A 25265-nucleotide genomic window follows, 5' to 3' on the forward strand; every position below is an offset into this window, starting at 1 on the left:
CCCTTTTTTGATTCTTGATTTTTTATTTAGATTTCTGTAACTTTTCTGCTAGCGACTGTAGCATCGGCTATGTGTGTGAAGTGACTAACAATACCCTTAAGCGGAAAGGTAACAGATAGAGTGCATAAAAGCAATCAAATACAATTCAGTGAAAGTACAGTTGTAACCGTACCAGCTCTAATTAGAGTAGTTCTGTTGGTGTTAGTACTGATTATCCCCTGAAGGTAAGAATCTTTCTTTAGAAAAGTTTTTGGGTGATTCTCAAACGGTCTCGGTGTGACGTTGCACCGCGTGATCTGCATAGGCCTGTGGGGTAACCTTAATCATCTATTTCTCAAACACCTGAATAAACCTGAACTTTTATCTGAATAAATCTGAACTTTTCGGGATTTTTTCTGCCAGGGATCTCCGAGATAATAGAATTGCAACAATGAAAAGATGGATGCTTATATCTGATGCAACATCAAAATTTCGAAGACATCCAACCGGTTAAAACGGATATTGAGCCGTTTCCTCAATCGGTGTCGAAGGCTAATTTGCCTGAAATTTTCCTGTCGCATGTTCATCAATTTCCCAGTCAACGTGCCTATACTTTTCTAAATAATGGTGAAGCCGAGACGGCGAGTCTAACCTATCAGCAACTGGGCGATCGGGTACAGACGATCGCGGCTAGATTACGCTCACTCACAGCCCCTGGAGACAGAGCGCTACTGCTTTTTTCGCCTGGGTTAGAGTTTGTTATGGCATTCTTAGGATGCCTACTGGCTAACGTGATTGCGGTTCCCACATATCCTGTGCGCCGACCACAACATCTGGAGCGCCTGGCTGCGATCGCCCATGATGCAGAACCCACCCTAGTTCTAACAACTCAGGATCAGCTTGAGCAGGTGCGATCGCACTGTCAAGAACTTCAGCTCGAACAAATACGCTGCGTTGCGATTGACCAATGGGCTGACGAGACTGGAGCTGATTGGCCGCCGTTAGATATTGCACCAGAAACCCTGGCATTCGTGCAATATACCTCAGGCTCCACTGGCTCCCCCAAAGGCGTGATGATCAGCCATGCCAATTTACAGCACAATCTAACTCAGATTCAGGCTGGTTTTGGTCATACTCCCCAGAGCCAGGGTGTCATTTGGCTGCCTCCATATCACGACATGGGCTTAATCGGTGGCATGCTTCAACCCCTCTTCGTTGGTTTCCCAGTTGTGTTGATGCCAGCCACTGCATTTTTGAAAAAACCAATCCGTTGGTTGCAAGCGATCTCTGATTATCAGGCAACAACCAGCGGAGGACCGAACTTTGCGTACGATCTCTGTGTGCAACGGATAAAGCCAGAGGAGCTACATCATCTCGATTTGAGTTCTTGGGACGTTGCTTTCACAGGGGCAGAGCCAGTACGACCTGCAACAATACAACAGTTTTCGGCTAAATTTTCAGCCTGTGGCTTTCGATCAGAGGCATTTTATCCCTGCTATGGTCTAGCAGAGGCGACCTTGATGGTGACTGGAGGTAATCGGCTGCAGCCACCCAAATTTCATAAGCCTGGTACACCAGACATTGATCAAAATCTAGCCCAGAGTCTAGTCGGGTGCGGCCCAGCTAGAAATGATATGGATGTTGTGGTTGTCGATCCTCAGAGTCACGATATCTGTGCCGTAGGACAAGTTGGGGAGATTTGGGTGCGGGGTCCAAGTGTGGCCCAGGGCTACTGGCAGCAGGAAACGGCAACGGCGTTTAAGGCTTGCTTGGGTGAGACGACTCGTACAGCGATTGGTGAACACACTGAATCACCTTTTCTCAGAACCGGTGATTTAGGCTTTTGGGTAGAGCGCGAACTCTTTGTTACAGGACGCCTTAAAGATCTCATTATCATTCGAGGTCAGAACTATGCTCCTGAAGATATCGAATATGTTGCAACCCGAAGTCACCCAGCCTTACGCCCTCATGGTAGTGCAGCTTTTTCAGTTGACCTAGAGGGGACTGAGGCGTTAATTATTTTGCATGAAGTAGAGCGTACTGCGATCAAAGACCTGGATGCTGAGTCGGTAATGAATGCGATTCGTCAGGCTATTTCACGGCACTATGAGCTACAAGTATCAGAAGTCATTCTCTTGAAAGCTGGAAGTTTACCGAAAACATCTAGCGGCAAGATTCAACGCTACATCTGCCGTGATCGTTTTTTGGAGAATACCTTAAATGTTGTTGGACGATCTCACTTTCCAGTGAACTCTTTTCAGAATGAATCAACCACGCCTTGTTCAGAGGAGGAACGGCAGGTGAAAGAGAGTGCGACGGCCCAAGCACCAGTTACAAAAGCAGCGATTGAAGACTGGTTAATCCAGAATTTAGCTCGATATTTAAAGGTAGCACCAAGCACGATCGACCCACGCCTGCCATTTGCAGATTATGGATTAGATTCATCCGTAGCCCTCAACTTAACAGGAGAATTAGAAGACTGGCTGAATGATGAAATCGAACCTGATGTATTCTGGCGATATCCCAGTATTAGGAAACTAGCGGAATACTTTGTTGAGGGGGATTAGGCCGTGATCGAGTTTAATCCATTTTTACCAGAGTTTCGAGCTAACCCCTACCCCTTTTTTCAACAATTACGAGAGCAGGACCCAGTTCATCAAACCGCCAGTTTTACGGGAGCCTGGGTGCTCACTCGTTATGCTGATGTCAAGGCTATTTTGAGTGATCATCGGGTTCAAGTTGACAATTTGCCAGATCGATTGGGTCAGAAAGCGGCTTATCTAGAGTCCGGACAAAACTTTGCCCATTTGCAACAAACGATTGGGGCCTGGTTATTTTTCCAAAATCCCCCAGATCATACCCACTTTCGGAATCTGGTGAGCAATTATTTTGCCAGTGCTGCGGTTGAGCAACTTCGCACTCAGATTCAAACTATTGTGGATCAGCTAATTGCTAACGTCCTAGATCAGGGGAGAATGGATATTATGTCAGACCTGGCCGCCCCCTTACCCACATTAGTGATTTCTACAATACTTGATATCCCTTCAGAAGACCAGACTCAGCTTACGCAATGGTCGTACACTTTGTTTCGAGTTTTTGATCAGCCCATTTCTTTAAGAGGCTATGGTCGTATGGAGGAGGCTGCTCAGGCCTTTAAAGGTTACTTTCAAACCTTGATTGAACAGAGAAAAAAAAGTCCGGGTTCTGATTTATTGAGTCAGCTTTTGAGAACGCAAACCCACAGTAATGTTCTTTCTGAGGAAGATTTCTTAGGGTTCTGTGTGATGTTATTTAGTGTGGGGCAAGAAACAACGGAAAACATGATTGGGAATAGTATGCTAGCCCTTCTCAATCATCCTCAGCAGCTTAAACAGCTTAAACAGGAGCCAACACTGATCAAAAAGGGGGTAGAGGAACTACTGCGTTATGATAGCCCAGTGCAATTTCTAGCGCGCATGGCTACGAGTGATCTAGACATTGGTGGTAAAACAATCAGAGCTGGCGAAAGAATCTTTTTAGCCCTTGGCGCTGCCAATCGAGATCCACATCAATTCTCAGAACCCGATCGATTGCATTTTCTCCGTCATCAGGGCCAACCCATTCCGTTTGGATCGGGGATTCATTATTGTTTGGGTGCTGCTTTAGCCCGGATGCAGGGTCAGATCGCGATTAACACAATGATTCAGAAATTACTGTATCTTAAATTGGCTCCTGAACCTTTGAAGTGGCGAAAAAACCTGGTTTTGAGGGGCCTGAAGTCATTGCCTGTGACATTTGAGGCCAGCCAGTCAACGTAGTCACCGTTGAACAAGAATTTTGGACATCAGATCGGGAGTACTTGTTAAGTGAGTGTTGAGACCAGAAAAGACCCTATCGCGATCATCGGGCTTAGTTGCCGGTTTCCAGGCAGTGAAAATCCAGAAGCCTTTTGGGAGTTCCTCAGGCGGGGTGGAGATGCAATTACCGAGATCCCCGACTCTCGATGGGATATTGATGCATTCTACGATCCAGATCCCGCCAAGCCTGACAAAATGAATACCCGTTGGGGTGGTTTTTTGCCCCAGGTGGATCAATTCGACCCACAATTTTTTAATATTTCTCCCCGTGAAGCCATCAACATGGACCCGCAACAGCGGCTCTTGTTGGAGGTGGCCTGGGAAGCTCTTGAAAATGCCAATATTATTCCACAACAGACGTCAGGGAAATCCGTGGGTGTTTTTACCGGAATTAGTACCCATGATTATTCTGTGTTGACCTGGGGCCATACTCAAAATGAACCCCATGCCGCCATTGGCACGGCTAATTCAATTGTGGCAAATCGCCTGTCTTATCTCTTTAATTGGACAGGTCCGAGCATGGCCATTGATACGGCTTGCTCGTCGTCGTTAGTGGCAGTTCATCTAGCCTGTCAAAGTCTCTGGAGGGGGGAATCTCCCCTAGCCATAGCTGGGGGAGCCAATATTCTGTTACTTCCCTCCAGTACGGTTAGCTTCTCGAAGGCTGGTTTTATGGCGGCAGATGGCCGGTGTAAAACGTTTGATGCCCGTGCAGATGGTTATGTCCGCAGTGAAGGGGTGGGGATTGTTGTCTTGAAGCCCTTGAGTCAGGCGCTGGCAGAGGGCGATCTCATCTATGCCGTCATTCGGGGCAGCGCCATCAACCAAGATGGCACCAGCAATGGGATTACGGCACCTAACCCTGTCTCTCAGGAGGCCGTGTTGCGGGCGGCCTATCGGGATGCAGATGTACTCCCCAGTCAAGTGCACTATGTCGAAACCCACGGTACCGGCACTAAGCTCGGCGACTATATTGAATTAAAGTCTTTGGGTAAGGTGCTAGCCGAGGGGCGGCAGCCAGGTGATATCTGTCGTGTTGGGGCGGTAAAAGCCAATATTGGTCACCTAGAAGCTGCTGCTGGCATTGCCGGTTTGATCAAGGTCGCCTTGTCGCTCAAACAACGTGAATTTCCTCCTCAGGCACTCTTCGAATCACCTAATCCCCATATCAAATTTCACAAGCTGCCGATTCGAGTGCAACAGAAATTAGAACACTTACCTGAACAAGACGGCCCTATCCTGGTAGGTATCAGTTCATTTGGATTTGGTGGAACCAATGCCCATCTCGTCTTAGAATCAGCACCGGTTCAATCTGGAAAACAGCGACCAAACTCTCTCCAGTCGCACCATCCACCAGAGCAACGGCCTCTCAATTTACTCACCCTATCGGCCAAAACAGATCAAGCCCTCAAAGCACTGGCTGTCAGCTATCAAAACTATTTAGAAACGCATCCTGAGGTGGACCTGACAGATATTTGTTACACCACCAATGTAGGGCGATCTCATTTTGATCATCGTCTGGTGGTAACGGCAAACTCAATCAGTGATTTACAACAAAAACTGCAAGATTTTTGTGCTGGAGAAACAGCTCCTGGCATTACTGAGGGTGTGCTGGCAGTCACGGCATCTCAACCCAAAGTTGCGTTTTTATTTAGTGGTCAGGGGTCTCAATATTTTCGGATGGGACAGAAACTCTATGAAACCCAACCCATCTTCCGTCAGAGTATGGAGCAGTGTGATGCGATCTTAAAGCCTCATCTAGACCGGTCCATACTGGAGATTCTTTACTCGGCTGCCGATCCTGAAGCAATGGAAGCGTTGCTCAATCAAACGGCCTTTACACAACCCGCCCTCTTTGCAATTGAATATGCTCTCTGTCAACTTTGGAAATCTTGGGGTATTCAGCCTGATGTCGTCATGGGCCATAGTGTGGGGGAATATGTAGCGGCTTGTATTGCTGGGGTTTTCAGCCTTGACGATGGTCTGAAGCTAATTGCAGCCCGTGGCCGTCTTATGCAAGCTCTGCCCAGGGGAGGGGGGATGGTTGCTGTTATGGCCTCTGGTACAAAGATTAACGCTATGCTGCAGGCTGAGGGGTTGGAGTCTGTTGCGATCGCAGCATTAAATAGCCCCAATAATACTGTTATTTCAGGTCCGCTAACCGATCTGCAACAGATCACAGCTGTGTGTGTAGCCCGGCAAATCAAAGTCACCCCCCTGAGGGTTTCCCATGGATTCCACTCAGCGTTAATGGAACCCATGCTGGCGGAGTTTCGCTCTGTCGCCGAGCAAATCAGTTACCAAAAACCTCGGCTACCCATGGTTGTCAATGTGACTGGTCAATACGTCACAGAACACCTGGCAACACCTGACTATTGGGTTAACCATGTGCGATCGCCCGTGCGGTTTGCGGAGGGCATGGCCACCTTAGCAGGGCAGGGCCATAAAGTCTTTTTAGAAATTGGCCCTAAACCCATACTCATGAGCATGGGACAACAATGTCTACCCACTGGAGACTATCTCTGGCTACCTAGTTTATATCCAAAGCAAGGAAATGATTGGCAAATCCTCTTGCAAAGCCTGGGTAAGCTCTATGTCAAAGGAGCCAGGATCAATTGGTCTGGAGTCTATCAAGGGTATGACCCTCAAAAAGTTACTCTGCCCACCTATCCCTTCCAGCGTCAACGCTATTGGGTTGAGGTCACCAAACAACGCACACTGCCAGGCCAGGCAATGCATCCTCTCTTAGGTATCAAAACCGAAGTTGCAAGCGGAGCAACACTTTATAGCCAGCAATTCGCACCCAATCAAGGGTGGCTAGCCGATCATCAGGTGTACCAAAACACAATTATGCCCGGAGCTGCCTTTGCCGTCATGGCAATGGCCTCGCAGCAAGATCCTACTCAACTGCACGATGTGACCTTTGAGCGGCCTCTGCTGGTATCGGAACTCTGTGAACTCCAGCTACACCTGGAAACAGGAGGAGAGGGTGAACAGCAACGCTTCACCATTTATAGCCGCACATTATCCCAAGCCGGAACCTGGCAACTCCATAGTTATGGCCGTATTGGTCTCGCCTCCTCAGGTTCTGAATTCATCAATAAATACATCGATCTTGAACAGCTCCAATCTCATCTCCCATCTCACTCAGTGGATCAGATGTATGAGCATTTAGGGGCCACTGGCCTCGAATTCGGCCCTGCATTTCGAGGGATTCAACAGCTATGGGGGAGAACTGGTGAATCCCTGGCTGAAGTAATGTTGCCTGAGGCACTGGTAGCTGCCGAACAAATCGAGCCGATTCATCCAGCCTTGTTAGATGCTTGTACCCAAACCCTCTTTGGTGCCATGGATGAGACTTTAGATGGTGGGCTCTATCTACCCCTGCGATATGGTCAGCTTGAGCTACAGCGCTCTGCCCCCTCCCATCTATTCTGCTATGCCCAGATCAGCGAAATTGATGCCACGGAGCAGACAATAACCTCGCATCTCACGTTTGTCGATGAGCAAGGTAACGTATTCGGCGGCATCCAAAACTTTGTTATTAAGCGAGCAGCTAGTGATAACCTGCTGCGAGAGCAAGTTCAATCAACAACGCAGTTGTTATATAAGACCCAATGGCAACCCGTCGTTCGCAATCAGACAGTCAATATTGAAACCACCATGGCACCATGGCTTATCTTGGGCGAGGTCGATGGTTGTGCCACCCTGAGTGAGCAGTTAGCGGCCCAAGAACAGTCGGTGTTGTGTGGTTTACCTGAACAATTGGCAGAGTTGCTCACTCAAGGGATAGCCCCAGACCCCACGGAGCATGCTGCCCTGACAGGCATTGTGCTGATCAGTACCGTCAATATGGACGATATGACCGCTGAGGTTGAGGAGAATGCCAATACCATTCTTCAGGTGGTTCAGACACTGCTAACTCAGGATGTGCCTCTACCCCATGGGCTAACGCTGATAACTCAACGGGCCATAACAGTGGATGCCACAGCCGATGTAGCACCGGCTCAATCTGCACTCTGGGGCCTTGGCCGAACTATCCAGATTGAACAACCGCAACTCGGATTACGGCTACTGGATGTTGACAGCCTTGATACTGTCTCCTTGTCTGCAGGTTTAATGCACTCCATGGAGTCACAGTGTGTACTGCGGGAAGAACTGATCTTTGTGCCGAGACTCACTCGCACTCAACTCGACCGTACTCAACTCGACGTCGCTGAGTCGCTGAATATCCGAGCCGATGGCAGTTATCTCATTACTGGCGGATTAGGAGCCTTAGGTTTCCAGGCTTGCCAGTGGCTTCTGGAACAGGGAGCCCAGCATGTGGTGCTCAGCAGTCGGCGGGACGCTGATGAAGCCATTCGACAACAGCTTACTGAACTTGAACAAACCTATGACGGCACCATTGAAGTCCAAGCAGCGGATGTCACCAATCCGGAGCAAGTGAGTGAACTGATCAACGGCTTTGGCCAAAAATGGCCACATCTGGCTGGCCTGATCCATGCCGCTGGGATTCTTGATGACGGTAGCATCAGTGAACAAACACCTGAACGCTTTGCTCGGGTGCTTGCCCCCAAGGTGCAAGGTGCCTGGCATCTACACCAGGCCACGGTTCACCATGACTTAGATTTCTTTGTCCTCTATTCATCAGTAGCATCCACGTTGGGGTCTGCAGGACAGAGCAATTATGCCACCGCCAATGGATTCCTCGATGGTCTGGCCCAGCATCGTCGTGCGCTGGGGCGCTGCGGCACCAGCATAAACTGGGGACCGTGGGCCAATGTTGGCATGGCCGCTAATGCCAACGTGCGTGCCAACGTAGTCAAACGGGGACTGGTCCCCCTACAAGCTCAGGACGCCCACCAGGCAATGGCACAGTTACTGGCAACCGACACCTCCACCGGGATAGTCCTGGATGTCGACTGGAATCGCATGGGTCGCCACTTGGGGGGAGTGCGCTCTCCGATATTGAGTCAATTGATCTCCCTACCCACGCTCACTGGCCAGAGTGAGCTGGTTCAACAACTGCGAAACGCCCTCCCATCTGACCGCGCCTCCTTGTTGTTGCGTCATATTCAAGGAGAGCTACAACGGATTCTCGGCCTGGCTCAGTTGCCAAATCCAGATGAGAATTTCTTTGACCTGGGCATGGATTCACTCATGGCCGTTGAATTCCGTAACCGATTACAAGTCCAGCTACGGTTAGATATTCCGGTTACTCAATTTACGGGAAAAGCCAGTGTATTGGCGTTGGCCCAATTTGCCCATCAGCAGTTAAACCTTAAGATTTTCTCCATTGACTCTGCTAAAACGCCCATATCGCATGACAGTAATGCAGTCAGTGAGTCAGATAGTGTAGCTGATCTGCCTAAGATACCATTACCTTCTTTGGCGGAAACCTGCGATCGCTACCTGGAAATTGTCACACCGTTTTTAACAGAACCAGAACAAAGAAAGACCCAAGCAGCGGTCGAGAAATTCCTCACTGGCAAAGGCATTAAGCTACAAAAGCTCCTGGAAATTCATCATAACTCAACAACAAAGGGGTACATGTATGACTTCCGAGAACAAGAGTTTCTGTCTATCCGAAAGCCCCTATCTGTTTTCCAAAATTATAATTTATTGTTTGAAGCTTCACCACAAGTCTCAGAGCTTAAGTGGTCTCGACAAATTGCATTATTAAGCAGTGGTGTCCTCCACTTTTACCTGAAAATTAAAAATGGTACCTTAGAACCCGACAAAGTAGGTGATATCCACCTCTGTATGTGTCAGTACGCCAGGCTCTTCCGCACCAATCGGATTCCTAAAATTGCCCAAGATAACCTCTATACTCCAACCCAACACCAGACTTTATCACCGTTAGCTAATGAGCATTTTATTGTTGCCTATGACAGTCAGTTCTATGTTGTCACCATCGATTTAAATAAAGCTGACACGTTAGTTCAGCAAGTGGAGAGACAGATTGATGATATTCTGAGTGCTCCCAAAGAAGAAATACCAACCGTTGGGCTACTAACAACCCTACATCGTACAGAATGGGCAGTTTTTAGGTCTGCATTGGCTTTATCTAATGCAACCGCACTGAAAGCAATAGATGCTGCCCTGTTTATCCTTTGTTTAGACCATGAAATCCCAGATACATTAGAAACATGGAGTCAGCAAACTCTGTATGGAAATGGTAGCAATCGCTGGTTTGATAAAACCTTACAATTAATTGTTACCCCTGGATGCAAATGGGGGGCAAATGTGGATCATGCCCCTGTGGATAGTTTATTAATTGCTCGATTGCTAAGAGATATAAGCAAATACATTGATACTTTTCTAGATCAACAACTGGTTGCATCAGTTTATCCTGCACAAGCACAAGATAAACTGATGCAGTCACCTACCAGGTTAGAATGGGTGCTCAGTAACGAGCTGACACAATCCATAGAACGGGCGAAATCGGAGTTCGATAAACTGTCGCAGACGTTTCAGTTTCGCAGTTTAGCCATTGAAGGGTTAGGTGAGGACTTGATTGCTCGACATCAATTTAAGAATCCAGAGGCGATTGCTCAACTGATTTTGCAGCTGGCCTATGCCCGTTGCCATGGCCAGGTGGATAATATTTATCAACCCGTGTCCACTCGACATTTTCGTTATGGGCGCACAGAGGTTTTACGTCCGGTTACCCCAGAGTCATTGCACTTGATTCAATGTTTTGAACAGGGGGCTAATGCTGAAGACGGTTACGCAGCTCTTTGCCAGGCTATGGCTAAGCATGATCAGCGAAAATCTCTTTGTATGTCTGGCTACGGAGTGGATCGACATTTATTCGCCCTTCATGAACTAGCCAAACAACAAAATTTTATGCCTGAGATTTTTCAGGATAAGGCGTATACACAAATTCTGACCAAAAGTGTTGTAGCCACCACTGGGTTTATGGAGTCTTTTCTAACTAAGTTTATGGGGGCGAAAGAAGATATAGAGAGGGGGATGTATCCAGGTTCCTTTGCACCGGATACCCCTGACGGTTATGGCTTTAGTTATATTTTGATGGGTGATTGTTTTCTCTGTGTCGTTACCAGTTGGTCAGAGTCGATCAACCAATTTACGCAATGTTTACAGCAGTCTGCAGAAGACGTTAAGGCATTGCTTATCAGTCAAATGCCTACATCTAAAATATAGACCGAAGTGGCGAATTTCTCAGGGTTTGGAGGATAAATCAATTGACAACGCAATCATTACATCAGTTATTAGCGACCTGGAACAATACTGCTGTTGATTATCCTCAAGTCTGTCTGCATCAGCTGTTTGAACAACAGGTAGAACGAACACCTGATGCGATCGCAATTAGTTTCGAAGGCACTCAACTAACCTATCGCCTCCTAAACCAACGTGCCAATCAACTCGCCCACTATTTACAACGTCTCACCATTACTCCAGACACCTTAGTTGGCATCTGTATTGAGCGATCTCTGGAAATGGTTGTCGGCATTTTTGGCATTCTCAAAGCCGGTGCAGCCTATGTCCCGTTCGATCCGGGCTACCCAAGAGAGCGCCTGGCCTATTTACTCTCCGACTCTCAAGTTTTAGTGGTGCTGACGAGTGAGGTTGCGGCTCCAGCATTGCCCACCTCTGCAGGCCACCAGATTTATCTCGATCGGGATTGGGCCATGATTGCCCGGCAACCCCAAACCAACCCTGCCAGTGCGGTTAATCCTGAGAATTTAGCCTATACCCTGTACACGTCAGGGTCTACCGGTAAACCCAAAGGGGCCATGAACACCCATCAGGGGATTTGCAACCGGTTGCTCTGGATGCAAGATGCCTATCAATTGCAACCAGATGATCGGGTGCTACAAAAAACACCCTTTAGCTTTGATGTCTCCATCTGGGAAATATTTTGGCCCTTAATCACCGGGGCACGTTTGGTGGTGGCGAGACCCGGTGGGCATCAAGATTCTGGTTATCTAGTAAAAACAATTGCTCAAGAACAGATAACCACATTACATTTTGTTCCCTCAATGTTGCAGGTTTTTCTAGACGAGAAAGACCTCACGATCTGTTCCTGTCTTAAACGGGTGATTTGTAGTGGTGAAGCGTTACCCTTTGCACTTCAGGAGCGTTTCTTTAGTTGTCTAGATGCAGACTTATATAACCTCTATGGTCCCACGGAGGCAGCGATTGATGTCACATTTTGGTGCTGTCAACGGGGCACGTCTGACAAAATTTTACCCATTGGTTACCCGATTGCCAATACACAAATTTACATCCTTGATAGTCAGCAACAACCTGTTTCCATTGGAGAAGTCGGAGAGTTATACATTGGCGGAGTTGGCTTAGCTCGGGGCTATCTCAACCAACCAGACTTAACCGCTAAAAAGTTTATCGCCAATCCATTTAGTCCCCATCCTCAGGCTCGACTTTATCGGACAGGAGATTTAGCTCGCTACAGAGCCGATGGTGCCATCGAATATGTAGGTCGCTTAGACCATCAGGTGAAAATCAGGGGGTTTCGCATCGAATTGGGTGAGATTGAAGCGGTTTGCTGCCAATATCCGGCGGTTAAAACAGCAGTCGTCGCTGCCCGCGAAGAGACACCTGGCGATCAGCGTTTAGTTGCTTATGTCGTTGCTAAGGACCAGGATGACCAGGCCGACTTAGATCTCCAAAATGAGCAGCTATCGCAATGGCAAACGGTCATTGATGCCACTTACCATGCCTTGGAGAAATCACCTGACCCCACACTCAATTTAGCAGGCTGGAATGATAGTTACACAGGACAGCCGATTCCAGCACCAGAAATGAGAGATTGGGTTGAACAAACTGTAGCCCGTATTTCGGCCCATCGGCCCAGACGATTGCTAGAAATTGGCTGTGGCACCGGGATGCTGCTGCTACGCATTGCCCCCAGATGTGAACACTATTACGGGATTGATCTGTCTCAGGCCGCATTAGACTTTATTGACCAACAGGTACAAGGCACAAGCTGGCAAGACAAAATCACCCTTACCCAGGCAACGGCCAATCAGCTTACCCAGCTTGAGACAGAGGGGCTGGACACCGTTATTTTGAATTCTGTTTTACAATTTTTTCCCACCGTTGACTACCTGGTGGCGGTCCTGGAACAGGCTGCTCAGAAGGTCACAGAGGGAGGGGTTATTTTTGTTGGAGATGTACGCAATTATGAATGGCTAAAAGCTTTTCATACGGATATTCAACTTTCTAAAGCACCAGATTCTCTATCCTGTGAGCAACTGCACCAAAGGATAAAAAAAAGTCTGAATGCTGACACGGATTTGACCATCACCCCCGAGTTTTTCCTCGCATTACAGCAGCAGATTCCGCAGATCAGCCATGTTGACATTCAATTAAAGCGAGGGCAAGCTCAAAACGAACTCACCCGCTTTCGCTACGATGTTGTCCTACACATTGGCAAGCAACAACAAACAGGACTCCCCATAACATGGCTGGACTGGCATGCGGATAAACAATCTCCTCCCCTAGACGTAGCGACTGTCAGACAGTGGCTGCAAACACAACAATCTGACCTGTTGGGTATTCGAAATGTCCTAAACCCTCGCCTCAGCCATCCATTTCAGGCGTTACGGTGGTTAAATGGCGAAACGCCATCCGGCATATCTACGGTTAAAGACTTACGGCAAAGCTTGCAATCCCAGCCAGAGCTAGGAATTAATCCAGAAGCCTGGTGGGAGCTAGCGGAGGAGTTAGCTTATACAATTTATCAGATGCCCTCTGGCTGTAATGCTCAAGATTGTTACAACGTTGTCTTTCAGAAAGAAGGACAATCTCATGGTCCACTGTTAGATTACCTCGGTACTAATGTCGACTCTCGACCCTGGGCTACTTATAGTAATAATCCGTTGCGATCGCAACTCACTGGTAAATTAGAAACCAAATTACGCCAATATCTACAAGAGCAGCTACCAGACTATATGGTGCCGTCAGCGTTTGTGCTGCTGGACAAAATGCCCCTCACCCCCAATGGCAAAATTGATCGTCGAGCCTTACCGGCACCCGATCGCCAGCGTCGCGAATTAGAGACCGAGCTAGTCTTCCCCCAGTCAAAGCTGGAGCAGGACATTGCTCAAATCTGGCAAACTGTGCTTCAGCTGGACGTTGTTGGTATCCATGACAATTTCTTTGATCTAGGTGGTAACTCTTTACTTTTAAACCAAATCTATAGCCAGTTAGCTGACCATCATGGTGGGATACTGTCAATGGTCACGTTATTTCAGTACCCCTCCATCAGTGCCCTCGCTGAGTATTTAGAGCAGGCATTGCAGCAGCAGCCATCACCCTCCAGGAAACCTTCTCGCTCTTCTCTGAAGTCTCGTCAAGCCCATGGTGAGACTAGTGATATCGCCATCATTGGCATGGCAGGCCGTTTCCCTGGGGCCAATAATCTGGAAGAGTTTTGGCAAAATCTGCGCGATGGCGTAGAGTCAATTACATTTTTTGCGGATCAAGACTTAGATGTTAACGATGCGGACCTTATTCATCGGCCTAATTACGTGAAAGCCGGTGCGGTCTTGCCCGAGATCGATCAGTTTGATGCCGCTTTCTTTGGGTACAGTGCCCGTGAAGCCGAACTGATTGATCCGCAGCAGCGCATCTTGCTGGAATGTGCCTGGGAAGCCTTTGAACATGCCGGGTATACCCCTGAAACCTATCCTGGTTTAGTGGGCACTTACGTAGGGTCTGGCCTCAACACGTACCTACTCAATAACGTCCACCCAAATCGGGGATTTTCCAACCACAGAACCTTTTTAGAATCAGCCACCGATTTGCAAGTCCGGTTGGGCAATGCAAACTTCAGCTTGCCCACTCGCATTGCCTACAAACTAAACCTCAAAGGTCCCAGTCTAAATATTCAGACAGCTTGCTCCACCTCTCTGGTATCCGTCCATGTGGCCTGTCAAAGTCTCCTTGCAGGAGAATGTGAGCTGGCCATTGCTGGTGGCGTTGCGATTACGGCTCCTCAACAGGTGGGCTATCTCTATGAAGCAGGTAGTATCGCGTCCCCAGATGGCCACTGTCGAGCCTTTGATGCTGATGCTGAGGGGACCGTTTTTGGTAATGGTGCAGGTATTGTTATCTTAAAACGATTACAACAAGCCCTAGTAGATGGTGACACCATCTACGCAGTGATCAAAGGATCGGCTGTGAACAATGATGGCGCGCTCAGGATTGGTTACAGTGCCCCAGGTATTGAGGGACAGGCAGCAGTGATTGCTGATGCCCAGGCTAGAGCTGGCGTTGATGCGGATACGATCACCTATGTCGAGGCCCACGGCACCGCCACGAGATTGGGGGATCCCATTGAAGTCACTGCATTAACCCAAGCCTTTCGTCAAACTAGCCAGCGGCAGCAATATTGCGCGCTAGGGTCTGTTAAAACAAATATTGGCCATTTAGCCGAAGCCGCAGGCATTGCCGGATTAATTAAAACCATCTTGTCCCTGACATATAAACAAATTCCGGGCAGTTTGCATTTCAAACACCCCAATCCTGAAATTGATTTTGTTAACAGTCCCTTCTATGTCAACACACAACTGACAGACTGGATCACCGAAGGGATTCCCCGCCGTGCTGGGGTAAGTTCCTTTGGCATGGGTGGTACCAATTGTCATCTTATTTTAGAGGAAGCACCCAACCTAGTAACAGAACCTGTAAAACAGAATTCACTAACCCCACCTTTGCAACGTCCATGGCATCTATTAGCCATCTCTGCTCAAACCGATACTGCGCTGAGAACTTTAGCAGATCAGTATATTGATTATCTGGCGTCTGATGCAGTTGAAACCTTGGACAACATCTGTTTCACAGCCAATATAGGTCGTCAGCACTGGTCACATCGACTTGCCATTGTCGCCTCTTCCATCCCAGAACTCCGGCAACAATTACTTGCTTTCACGGCAGCACCTGCCTCAACGTTACCTGCCTCAACGTTACCTGCCTCAACTTTTAAATCCTCTAACTCTAGCGGAGTAAAAGAGTCAAATCGAGGAAATCATATTGCCTTTCTCTTTACAGGACAGGGATCTCAATATGTGGGTATGGGGCGTCAATTATACGAGACTCAACCATTGTTCCGTGAGACCCTCGATCACTGTAACAACATTCTTCGCGCCTACCTAGATCTCGATATTCTCGATATTCTCTACCCAGATATCTCGGAAGTAGGGCAGGTACAAGACCAGCCCCTACAGTCTGATTCCCTCTCTTCCCCTCTCTCTCTCTCTCCTTCCCCCCTCGACCAAACCATATATACCCAACCTGCTCTTTTCGCCCTGGAATATGCCCTATATAAACTCTGGCAATCCTGGGGCATTCAGCCCCAGGTGGTGATGGGCCATAGCGTTGGCGAATATGTGGCAGCCTGCGTTGCCAGTGTTTTTAGTCTTGAAGACGGACTCAAGCTGATAGCGGCACGGGGTAGGTTGATGCAGGCATTGCCCGCCAATGGGGCCATGGTCGCCACCATCGCTGCTGAGCACAAGGTGCGTGAGGACATTGCAGCAGCAGGCGTCACCGTTGCCATTGCCGCCGTGAATGGACCCGAGAGCGTCGTATTTTCGGGACAGCACGATGCGGTCCATGCGGTAGCGGCAAGATTAGAAGCCCAGGGCATTAAGGTCAAGCCTTTAGCTGTTTCTCATCCGTTTCATTCTGCGTTGATCGAGCCGATGCTGGGTGACTTGAAACAAGTACTCCAGGAGATTCAGTTTTCTCTCCCTCAAATCCAACTGATTTCTAATGTGACTGGCACGTTAGTGACTGAGGAAGTAACAACAGCGAATTACTGGTGCCGTCATGCCCGTGAAACCGTTCAATTTGCCAAGGGCATTGAGCACCTGAGACGCCAGGGGATCAATCTATTTGTTGAAATTGGCCCAAAACCCACACTACTGGGCATGGCACGGCTCTGTTACTCCAATAGTCCTCCGCCTTGTCCACCCCTATGGTTACCCAGCTTGCATCCCTCAAAAAATGACTGGCAACAGCTGCTGACCAGTTTGGCCGCCCTCTACCAACAGGGGCTTGCTGTGGACTGGTCGGGGGTTGACCGAGGGGATGATCGTCGTCGCCTGCCCCTGCCCACCTATCCCTTCCAACGGGAACGCTACTGGATTGAGGTGAAACCCCAAACACCAACACCGCCCATAGTTTCAAACCCTGACTCAGCGCTTTTTCCAAAGCAGATCCAACAGAGCCACCCACTGCTAGGCTGTCCTGTGCCCTTGGCCGGAAGCCAGGAATTACGATTCCAGGCCGACCTGCATCCAGATTCACCCGCCTGGCTAAAAGATCACCGCATTTTTGAAACGCCGCTGCTGTCTGCAACCGGCTACATAGAAATGGCCCTGGCCGTCGGAACAATCGCCCTAGAATCAAACTCTCTCTTTCTCAAAGATATCAATTTTAAGCAAGCGTTAATCCTGCCTGAAACGGCCCATCAGGTGGTTCAAACTGTGTTAACCCCAGAGAAATCCACCTATCGGTTTGAAATCTATAGCCTTCATCAATCGTCCTGGATATTGCATGCCACTGGTCAGATTTTGCCATCGAGACCTAAAAACGAAATCGGAGTCACACTGCCGGACCTGGCCACACTGAAGGCACAGTGTAACCAGCCTATTGCGCGGGAGACATTATACGACCGGTTTGATCAGCAGCAGATGCACTATGGCCCCAGTTTTCAGGTAATCACACACCTGTGGCTAACAGATAACCTGGCCCTGGGGCAGATTGAATTAGGAGACCTTGAGGCCAGGGATCTGGCCAATTATCACCTGCACCCCATTATTTTAGATGCCTGTCTGCAAGTCTTAGACCTGCTGCTTCTAACGGACCATATACCCGGCAAAACCTATGTGCCCGTGGGGATTGATCGCCTACAAGTCTATGGGCGGGCCACCCAAGAAACCTGGGCATTTGCACAACTACAGCCACTGGAGAGGAACAGTGCAGGTGCTGAAATCAGAGCTAATTTTGGATTGTATAGCCCCGACGGTCAGCCCATTGCTTGGCTAGAAGGGGTGCGGCTCCATCCAGTGGAACACCGACAAATTCAACGCCAGGCGACAACGAGCACTCCAACCTGGCAAGACTGGTGGTATTCGGTTGAATGGCAATGCAAACCGCGTGCTAATGCTGCCCATAGTGCCAGGTCAATCCCTCAACACTGGTTAATCTATGCCGATAATCAGGGCATTGGGGAAAAATTGGCGGTTTTGCTGGAGCACCAGGGGCATGATTGCACATTAGTCTTTCAATCTGAAACAGGTCACCCGCAATCCCATGAACAACCACTGACCACCCGCCCCCTCACAGGGGTTATTCAGTTATGGAGCTTAAATTGGCCCTCGTTGCCGCACCAGGATAATTCAGATAGCTCAGCCACCTATTTAAAGCAAGCAACTCAAGCCAGCTGCCAGGCCACACTGCATTTGGTCCAGGCTTTGGTGAAAACATATCGGGAATTGCCGAAGCTGTGGTTGGTAACACGAGGTACCCAAGCGGTTATTTCCAACGAACCAGTCCCTGGCCTAGCTCAAGCCCCTTTGTGGGGGATGGCCAAGACAATTGCCCTGGAACATCCCGGATTCAACTGTTGCCTGGTGGATTTAGAGGCGGCAGCAGTTGACATAGACCATGACATCAGGCAGCTTTGGGCTGAGATTGCCCCCAGAGCTGCCACCTCGCCCCAGGAACCCCACATCGCCTTCCGCCAGACAAAACGCTACGTGGTACGACTCAACCATTATGTACCGGGAAATTCTCACATTTCAGATAACGACCGACCACCAACAGAATCCTGCCAATTAGACATTTCTGAACGGGGTAATCTCGATCAGCTATCTCTTGTTCCGGTGGCAGTCCCCCAACCCCAAGCAGGAGAAATTGCGATCGCAGTTCAAGCCACCGGTCTCAACTTTCGAGATGTGCTCAATGCCCTGGGACTTTACCCAGGCAATCCTCCCCTGGGTTCCGAATGTGCGGGATACGTTGTCGCCTTGGGTGCTGGCGTCACCACATTTAAGGTGGGTGATCCCGTGTTGGCGATTGCCCAAAATAGCTTTGCGAGTTACGTGACCACCCCGGCAGAATTAGCGATCGCAAAACCCACCCATCACAGCTTTGCCGACGCCGCCACCCTTCCCGCTGCATTTTTAACCGCCTACTGGTGTTTACATCACCAGGCCCATATTGCCCAGGGCGATCGCGTTCTCGTCCATTCTGTCGCAGGGGGCGTCGGCCAGGCCATTTTGCAACTAGCACAGCAAGCTGGAGCCGAGGTGTTTGGTACAGCTAGCCCGGCTAAATGGTCGGTATTGCAGGCCCAGGGATTGACCCCCATGATGAACTCCCGCACCCTGGAGTTTGCTGATCAGGTGATGGCCAAGACAGATGGTCAGGGCGTGGACCTGGTGATCAATACGCTGACGGGTGACGGGTTTATCGCCAAAAGCCTGGAAATTGTTGCCCCCAACGGTTGTTTTTTGGAACTCTCCAAACGCAATATTTGGACTGCCGAGCAGGTCGCCCAGGTCCGACCCGATATTCACTATGAAATTGTGGATTTAGCCGAGGTCTTTGCCCAGCAACCTGGGCTTATTCAAACGATGTTGCAAACTCTGATGGCAGACTTTGCGGCAGGTAGTCTGCAGCCATTACCCAAAACCATCTTTTCGTTGCAACAGGCTACCGATGCCTTTCGCTATATGCAACAGGCGAAACACATCGGTAAGGTGGTGGTGACGCAACCATCGGGCAATGGTGCTGCGATCGCACCGGTAAAATCGGCAACTGGAGAGATGTGTATTGATTGCGATCGCACCTATCTTATCGCTGGGGGCCTGGGGGCTTTGGGGTTACAGGTCGCAGGCTGGTTAATTGAGAAAGGAGCAAAGTATTTAATTCTCCTGGGTCGCAGTGAGCCATCCCCCGCCATCCAGCAAAAAATCCAAGCCTGGCAGGCCCAGGGCATCACCATTGACGTCGCTCAAGTCGATCTGACAAATATCAAACAGGTTGCCAGCCTCCTCACTAGAATTGACCAGGACGCTCCCCCGTTGGCCGGTATTTTTCATACAGCTGCCGTCCTCGACGATAGCGTCATCACCCAGCAATCCTGGGAGATGTTTGAGCGGGTGTTAGGGCCTAAAGTTCAGGGAGCCTGGCATTTGCATAGGCTTACTCAAACCCAGCCCCTCGATTACTTTGTTCTCTTCTCATCCACAGCCTCTCTGTTAGGGTCCGCAGGGCAAGCTAACTACTGTGCTGCCAATGCTTTTTTAGATAGTCTGGCAGCCTATCGCCGCTCCTGCGGTTTACCTGCCACCAGTATTAATTGGGGACCCTGGTCAGAAATCGGTCTGGCCATACACACACCGCAGCTCTTGCAGCGACTGGCCCAGGCGGGTATGGGCAGCATCAGACCAACCCAGGGCATCCAGATTTTAGAACAGGTTTTAAAGGAGCAGCCCTCCCAGGTCGGCATTATGCCCATGGACTGGCCAAAATTCCAGCAACAAACAGTATCAACCTCCCCATTCTTAAACGATATTTTAGATAAAGATATTTTAGAGAAAACCCAACTCAACCAGCTTCAGCACCTCTCCAGTGACCAGTTGCAGGCGCAGTTACTCAGTCTTTCCCCAGCAGCGCGTATTCAACACTTAATGGAGAATGTACGCTCTCAAGTTGCCCACATTCTAGGAATACGCGATTCGGAAAACATTAGTCCAGAACAGCGTTTAATCAGCCTGGGTTTAGATTCTCTCATGGCAATCGAATTAAATAATCGCCTGCAAGCCAGACTGGGTTGCACCCTAAGCTCAACCGTGTTGTTTGATTATCCGACCCTAGAAAAACTTGTCCAGCATCTGGATGCTGAATTGGCTGCCAAATTTAACCTGGAAGCTTTGCCAATAGCTACAGACAAGTCCTTCCATTCCACCCTTGTTCCCATTCAATCCAACGGAACTCGACCCCCACTATATTTTGTCCCTGGCATTCTGGGGAATGTCTTTTATTTAGAATGTTTGGCCCATTACTTGGGTGCAGATCAACCTGTTTATGGGTTACGTTCCTTAGGTCTCGATGAAGATCTAACCCCCTATACAACCATTGAAACCATTGCCGCCCATCACCTCCAGGCTATTCAACAAGTCCAACCCCAGGGACCGTATAAATTAGGGGGACACTCATTCGGGGGCAAGGTCGCTTTTGAAATTGCTCGACAGCTCCATCAGCAAGGTCAGTCAGTCTCACAGTTGGCCTTGCTCGATATTCCAGCGGGGATAACTAACCAAACTCAAGCCGTTAAAAGCTGGAATCAGGCTGACTACATTGCCTATTTAGGCTATGAATGGGGCAGCAGTTTGGGCCAAAATTTACATATCTCCAGTGAACAGTTACAAACTCTCTCACTACCACAACAGATTGAGTATCTGCAGCAAATGTTAAAAGATAGCGGTCAATTATATACCTACGATCAACTGTCTCGAATCCTGCAGGTTTACCAGGCCAATACCCAGGCCACCATTCACTATGATCCATCTATCCCAGAGCATAGCGATTTGATCTCAACTGTTCTCTTTCGTGCTAAAGAGGCCTCCCCAATGCCTGAATTTTTACCCGATCGCCATCAGACCCAGCTCGATCCCACCTGGGGTTGGCAGCAGTATCTCAAGCAACTTGATTACAAACTTGTTCCAGGCAACCATTTCACCATGCTTAAAGTTCCAAACGTTCAGTATTTAGCGACTCAGCTCTCAGCCTGGTTAACCACTTAATCTGGTACCTATCTCACCCCTATGAGCGACAACAGAAACTTAGACGCTTAGAATTTTATGCAGCCAAGTAGTACTCAAATACATCAACCGCAGACTAGTGAGCCCGTCCCTTTGCACGATACCTTTTTACGTGTCAGGGGCAAACGCTTTCATTACCTTTGGCTAAGAGATAACTGTTTATCACCAGAGTGCCATCATGCTAGTTCATTCCAAAAAATCTATGACATTAGCGATCACCCAGTTCCCCCACGACCCCATGCCGCTTGGATAGACGATGACAAGCTAGTGATTGATTGGCAAGAAGAGCCACCCCACCGTAGTAGTTTTCCACTTACCTGGTTGTTAAGCCAAACCTACGACGGAGACAATCATACTCATACCTTGAGGACACCGAACTCTCAATTAGAGGGTAAAAAAACTCTCTGGAATCAGGCCCAGCTAAAGGCCCAAGGATTTGAAAAGCTTGACTTTCAAGCTTGCTCGCTACCAACCTTGATTGAGCAATTGGATGTTTTAGGATGTGTCTGCCTACGCAATGTGCCATGGCCAGCCTTAGATCCATTTGTGCGGTCAATTGGTCCGGTTTATGAGCTGCTGGACCTCGGACGCTATTCTACTGTTCAAGCCGCTGCTAATAACCACGATTTATCCTATGAAGGCAATGCGCTACCGCCCCATACTGATCTGACCTATATCCCCGCGCCGCCAGTGGTTCAACTACTTTATTGTGTCGAAAATCAAGCCACTGGCGGAGAAACAGTTTTAGTGGATGGGTTTCGCGTCGTCCAAGACTTTTGTGCAGATCATCCTGATCTCTTTCAAATCTTAGCCACATCTGACGTTCAATTTCGACAATTTTTTGAACAGGCTGGTTACTTTACTGCCCATAAAACCCCAATTATTAAACTTGATAAAGCTGGAGATATCACTCAACTTTACTTTAGTCATAAAAACTTTGGTCTGCATTTAGCATTTGAAAAACTAGAACAGTTTTATCAAGCCTATATTATGTTTTCTCAGTATTTGAAAAATCCAGCGTATCAATACTGGTTTAGACTCAACCCCGGTGACTGTCTTTTACTCCAAAACTTTAGAATTTTGCATGGACGTAGCGCGTTTGATCCAAGTTCTGGCCCCAGGCATCTTAAAGTCGCTTATCTAGAATGGGCCTATTTCACAGGCCGTCGTGATTTTCCAGTTTTGCGGCCTTTTTATCAAGTTGAATCACCCATCAATTGAGGAATGAGCGAGATGAATGTCCATGAAAAAGTGCAATGGGTCTATCAATCAAAAAATAACCAGGATCTAGCCGAGCGCTACGATGCTTGGTCTGCCGAGTATGAACACGATCTAGAAGATCTCTCAGGCTATGTCGGTCCCCAACGGACGGTGGAGGTCTTGACCCAGTATTTACCCTACACCGCAAAAATTTTAGACGCAGGCGTTGGCACCGGATTGGTGGGTAAGGCACTGCATGCTCAAGGTTTCACTCATCTTGAAGGTATCGATCTATCTGAGGGCATGCTGAAAAAAGCGGCAGAAAAAGGGATCTACCAAGCGCTGTACCGGCGGGTAATGGGTGACCCCCTAGGTTTTCTTGACAATTCATATGATGGAATTATCAGTGTAGGTGTCTTTACCTATGGCCATGCTCCCAGTAAAACATTTGAGGAATTGATCCGAATCACCAAACCGGATGGATATATTATTTTCCCCCTACGACCTGAATTTTATGAAAGTAGTGACTTTAAAACCAAAATGCTTGACTTAGAAGTCTCGGGTAAGTGGCAACTGGTTTCACAAAGTAACAAAATTCAGCCACTGCCCCAGCTTTCACCTGAACTTGACTATCAAATTTGGGTCTATCAAGTCAATAAATAATTAAATCTTGAACAAATGACAACCCTGCAAGATCGAGAGAAAAAGGTGTTAGCAATTTTGCTGACGAGTACCCTTTTGGATTATCTCGGTGCTGGCATTATTATTCCACTATTACCCTTCTACGCAAAAATCTTTGGTGCCTCCCCCTTAGAAATTGGACTTTTATTTAGCGTTTTACCTTTTATGGGTATTTTCGCACCCGTTTTTTGGGGCAGTTTGAGTGATCGGATCGGCCGCCGCCCCACCATACTCTTTAATATTGCTGGCACAACCCTGGGATTTTTATGTCTTACCATTGCCAACACACTACCAATACTTTTCCTGGCACGAATAATCGGCGGTGCAGCCAGTGCCAGCACTGTTATTGTTCAGTCATATATCTCTGATTTAACCACTCCTGAACAGCGTACCCAAACCCTAAGTTTTCTCGATGCTGCCGCAGGCATTGGCTTTATCTTAGGGCCTGTGATTGCTGGGCTACTAATTGGCAGTGACCAAGCCCAGCCTAATTTTCGGACACCGGGTTTGGCAGCAACCATTGCCTCTGGCTTAACATTTTGTATGGCTTTTATAGCTCTCCCTCGAAAGCATGTGGGACGGATAGCTCTAGCCAGTAAAAAAATTACCTCACCCAAACGATTTCTGAAGGAAATCAGGCATACACTGCGGCGTTCCTTGATTGGCAGCTTGATCCTGGTGGTTTTCGCCATGGTTTTTGTTGGAATGGGGCTACATACCACCTTGGCCCTTTGGTGTGATGCTCGATTAGGTTGGGGACCTCGGCAATTTGGCTATCTCATCGTAGGCTACTGCCTGGCTACCGCAGTCATCCAAATCGGTGTAATGGGACGCCTCGTGCGTTGGTTGGGCGAAGTTAAATTGATTCTCTTAAGCTTGGTCCTGATGATAGCAGGACTTGTCTTAATTACTTTTTCAAGCACAGGCCCTCAACTGGTTGGGGCGATGCTGCTGTTCGTTGTGGCTGATGCTACAGGTAACCCCACCCTGACTAGTTTATTAAGTCATCTATCGGGTGCCAAACAACAAGGTAAAACCCTTGGAATCATGGAGTCTGTTTCAAGTCTGGCCAGTTGTTTAGGGGCTATTTGGGGTGGCTTTTTATTTGAGATTTTGGGGACAAATTGGCCCTACTGGATTAATGCGATATTGCTATTGATCGGTGCCTTCTTTGGCTGGCAGCGGATTACCCAATCCCGACTATCAAGAGTGATGCAGCGACGTCGTCAGCAAAAATCAATGCACTTATTTGATCTGCTAGATCAGGATCAAAACGATGTGATTGAATTACAAGATTTCCAGAGATTGGGTCAAGAGTTAGCGAACATTAGAGGTTGGAATCCTGAAACATCAGATTATCAAGTTTTACAAGGATCGCTCACAAGGTTTGGTCGATTATTGCAACAGCTAGCCGATCAAGATGGGAATAAGAAAATTGATCGCGCCGAATGGTTACATTGCTTAGAGCATAGAATTGATTACGATTTCACAAACCTGTTTCTGAATATGATTGATGCAGATGGTGATGGGCAGGTAACGGTCAAGGAACTCAGAGATTTTTATCAAGCCACTGGCATCAATACAACAGAGCTGGAGGAATCCTTTGATATCTTGGACCTCAATCAGGATGGCCATCTATGCCAGGAGGAATTTGAAAAAGCTGTGACTCAATTTCTATATGACGAAGATTTACAAGCACCTGGCAATTGGATCTTTGGGGTAAGTTTACCAAGGCAGTTGTAAA

The 25265-nt window shown here is 48.3% G+C and carries 7 protein-coding genes; all 7 read left to right on the top strand.

Features of this window, described 5'->3' with window-relative positions; translation table 11 throughout:
- Positions 1 to 455: 455 nt before the first annotated feature.
- The 7 genes from U2F10_RS35100 (at position 456) to U2F10_RS35130 (ending at position 25264) form a co-directional block, all read left to right on the top strand.
- Complete coding sequence (locus tag U2F10_RS35100; RefSeq protein ID WP_499874782.1) at positions 456 to 2546, top strand: AMP-binding protein; 2091 nt, start codon at positions 456 to 458, stop codon at positions 2544 to 2546.
- Positions 2547 to 2549: 3 nt separating this feature from the next.
- Complete coding sequence (locus U2F10_RS35105; RefSeq protein ID WP_163665662.1) at positions 2550 to 3776, top strand: cytochrome P450; 1227 nt, start codon at positions 2550 to 2552, stop codon at positions 3774 to 3776.
- Between the two features lie 48 nt (positions 3777 to 3824).
- Positions 3825 to 10982: a choline/carnitine O-acyltransferase gene (locus U2F10_RS35110; protein WP_499874783.1), complete on the top strand. Its 7158-nt coding sequence runs from the start codon at positions 3825 to 3827 to the stop codon at positions 10980 to 10982.
- A 41-nt stretch (positions 10983 to 11023) separates the two neighbouring features.
- Positions 11024 to 21622 carry an amino acid adenylation domain-containing protein gene (locus U2F10_RS35115; RefSeq protein WP_499874784.1) on the top strand — a complete coding sequence of 3533 codons (10599 nt, stop codon included), beginning with the start codon at positions 11024 to 11026 and terminating at the stop codon, positions 21620 to 21622.
- 111 nt (positions 21623 to 21733) lie between these two features.
- Positions 21734 to 22861, top strand: a complete 1128-nt coding sequence (locus tag U2F10_RS35120; RefSeq protein ID WP_250565001.1) for a TauD/TfdA family dioxygenase — start codon at positions 21734 to 21736, stop codon at positions 22859 to 22861.
- A 3-nt stretch (positions 22862 to 22864) separates the two neighbouring features.
- On the top strand, positions 22865 to 23503 hold the full coding sequence (locus U2F10_RS35125) for a class I SAM-dependent methyltransferase (RefSeq protein WP_163665669.1): 639 nt from the start codon (positions 22865 to 22867) through the stop codon (positions 23501 to 23503).
- Between the two features lie 15 nt (positions 23504 to 23518).
- Positions 23519 to 25264 carry an MFS transporter gene (locus tag U2F10_RS35130; RefSeq protein WP_499874785.1) on the top strand — a complete coding sequence of 582 codons (1746 nt, stop codon included), beginning with the start codon at positions 23519 to 23521 and terminating at the stop codon, positions 25262 to 25264.
- The last annotated feature ends 1 nt before the right edge of the window (position 25265 follow it).

Origin of the sequence: Leptothoe sp. EHU-05/26/07-4, from assembly GCF_043421015.1 — a bacterium.
Classification (GTDB): domain Bacteria; phylum Cyanobacteriota; class Cyanobacteriia; order Phormidesmidales; family Phormidesmidaceae; genus Leptothoe; species Leptothoe turfae.

Coding starts and splice junctions, on each gene's coding strand:
- U2F10_RS35100 (WP_499874782.1), top strand. CDS start 456: ATGCAACATCAAAATTTCGAAGACATCCAACCGGTTAAAACGGATATT.
- U2F10_RS35130 (WP_499874785.1), top strand. CDS start 23,519: ATGACAACCCTGCAAGATCGAGAGAAAAAGGTGTTAGCAATTTTGCTG.
- U2F10_RS35125 (WP_163665669.1), top strand. CDS start 22,865: ATGAGCGAGATGAATGTCCATGAAAAAGTGCAATGGGTCTATCAATCA.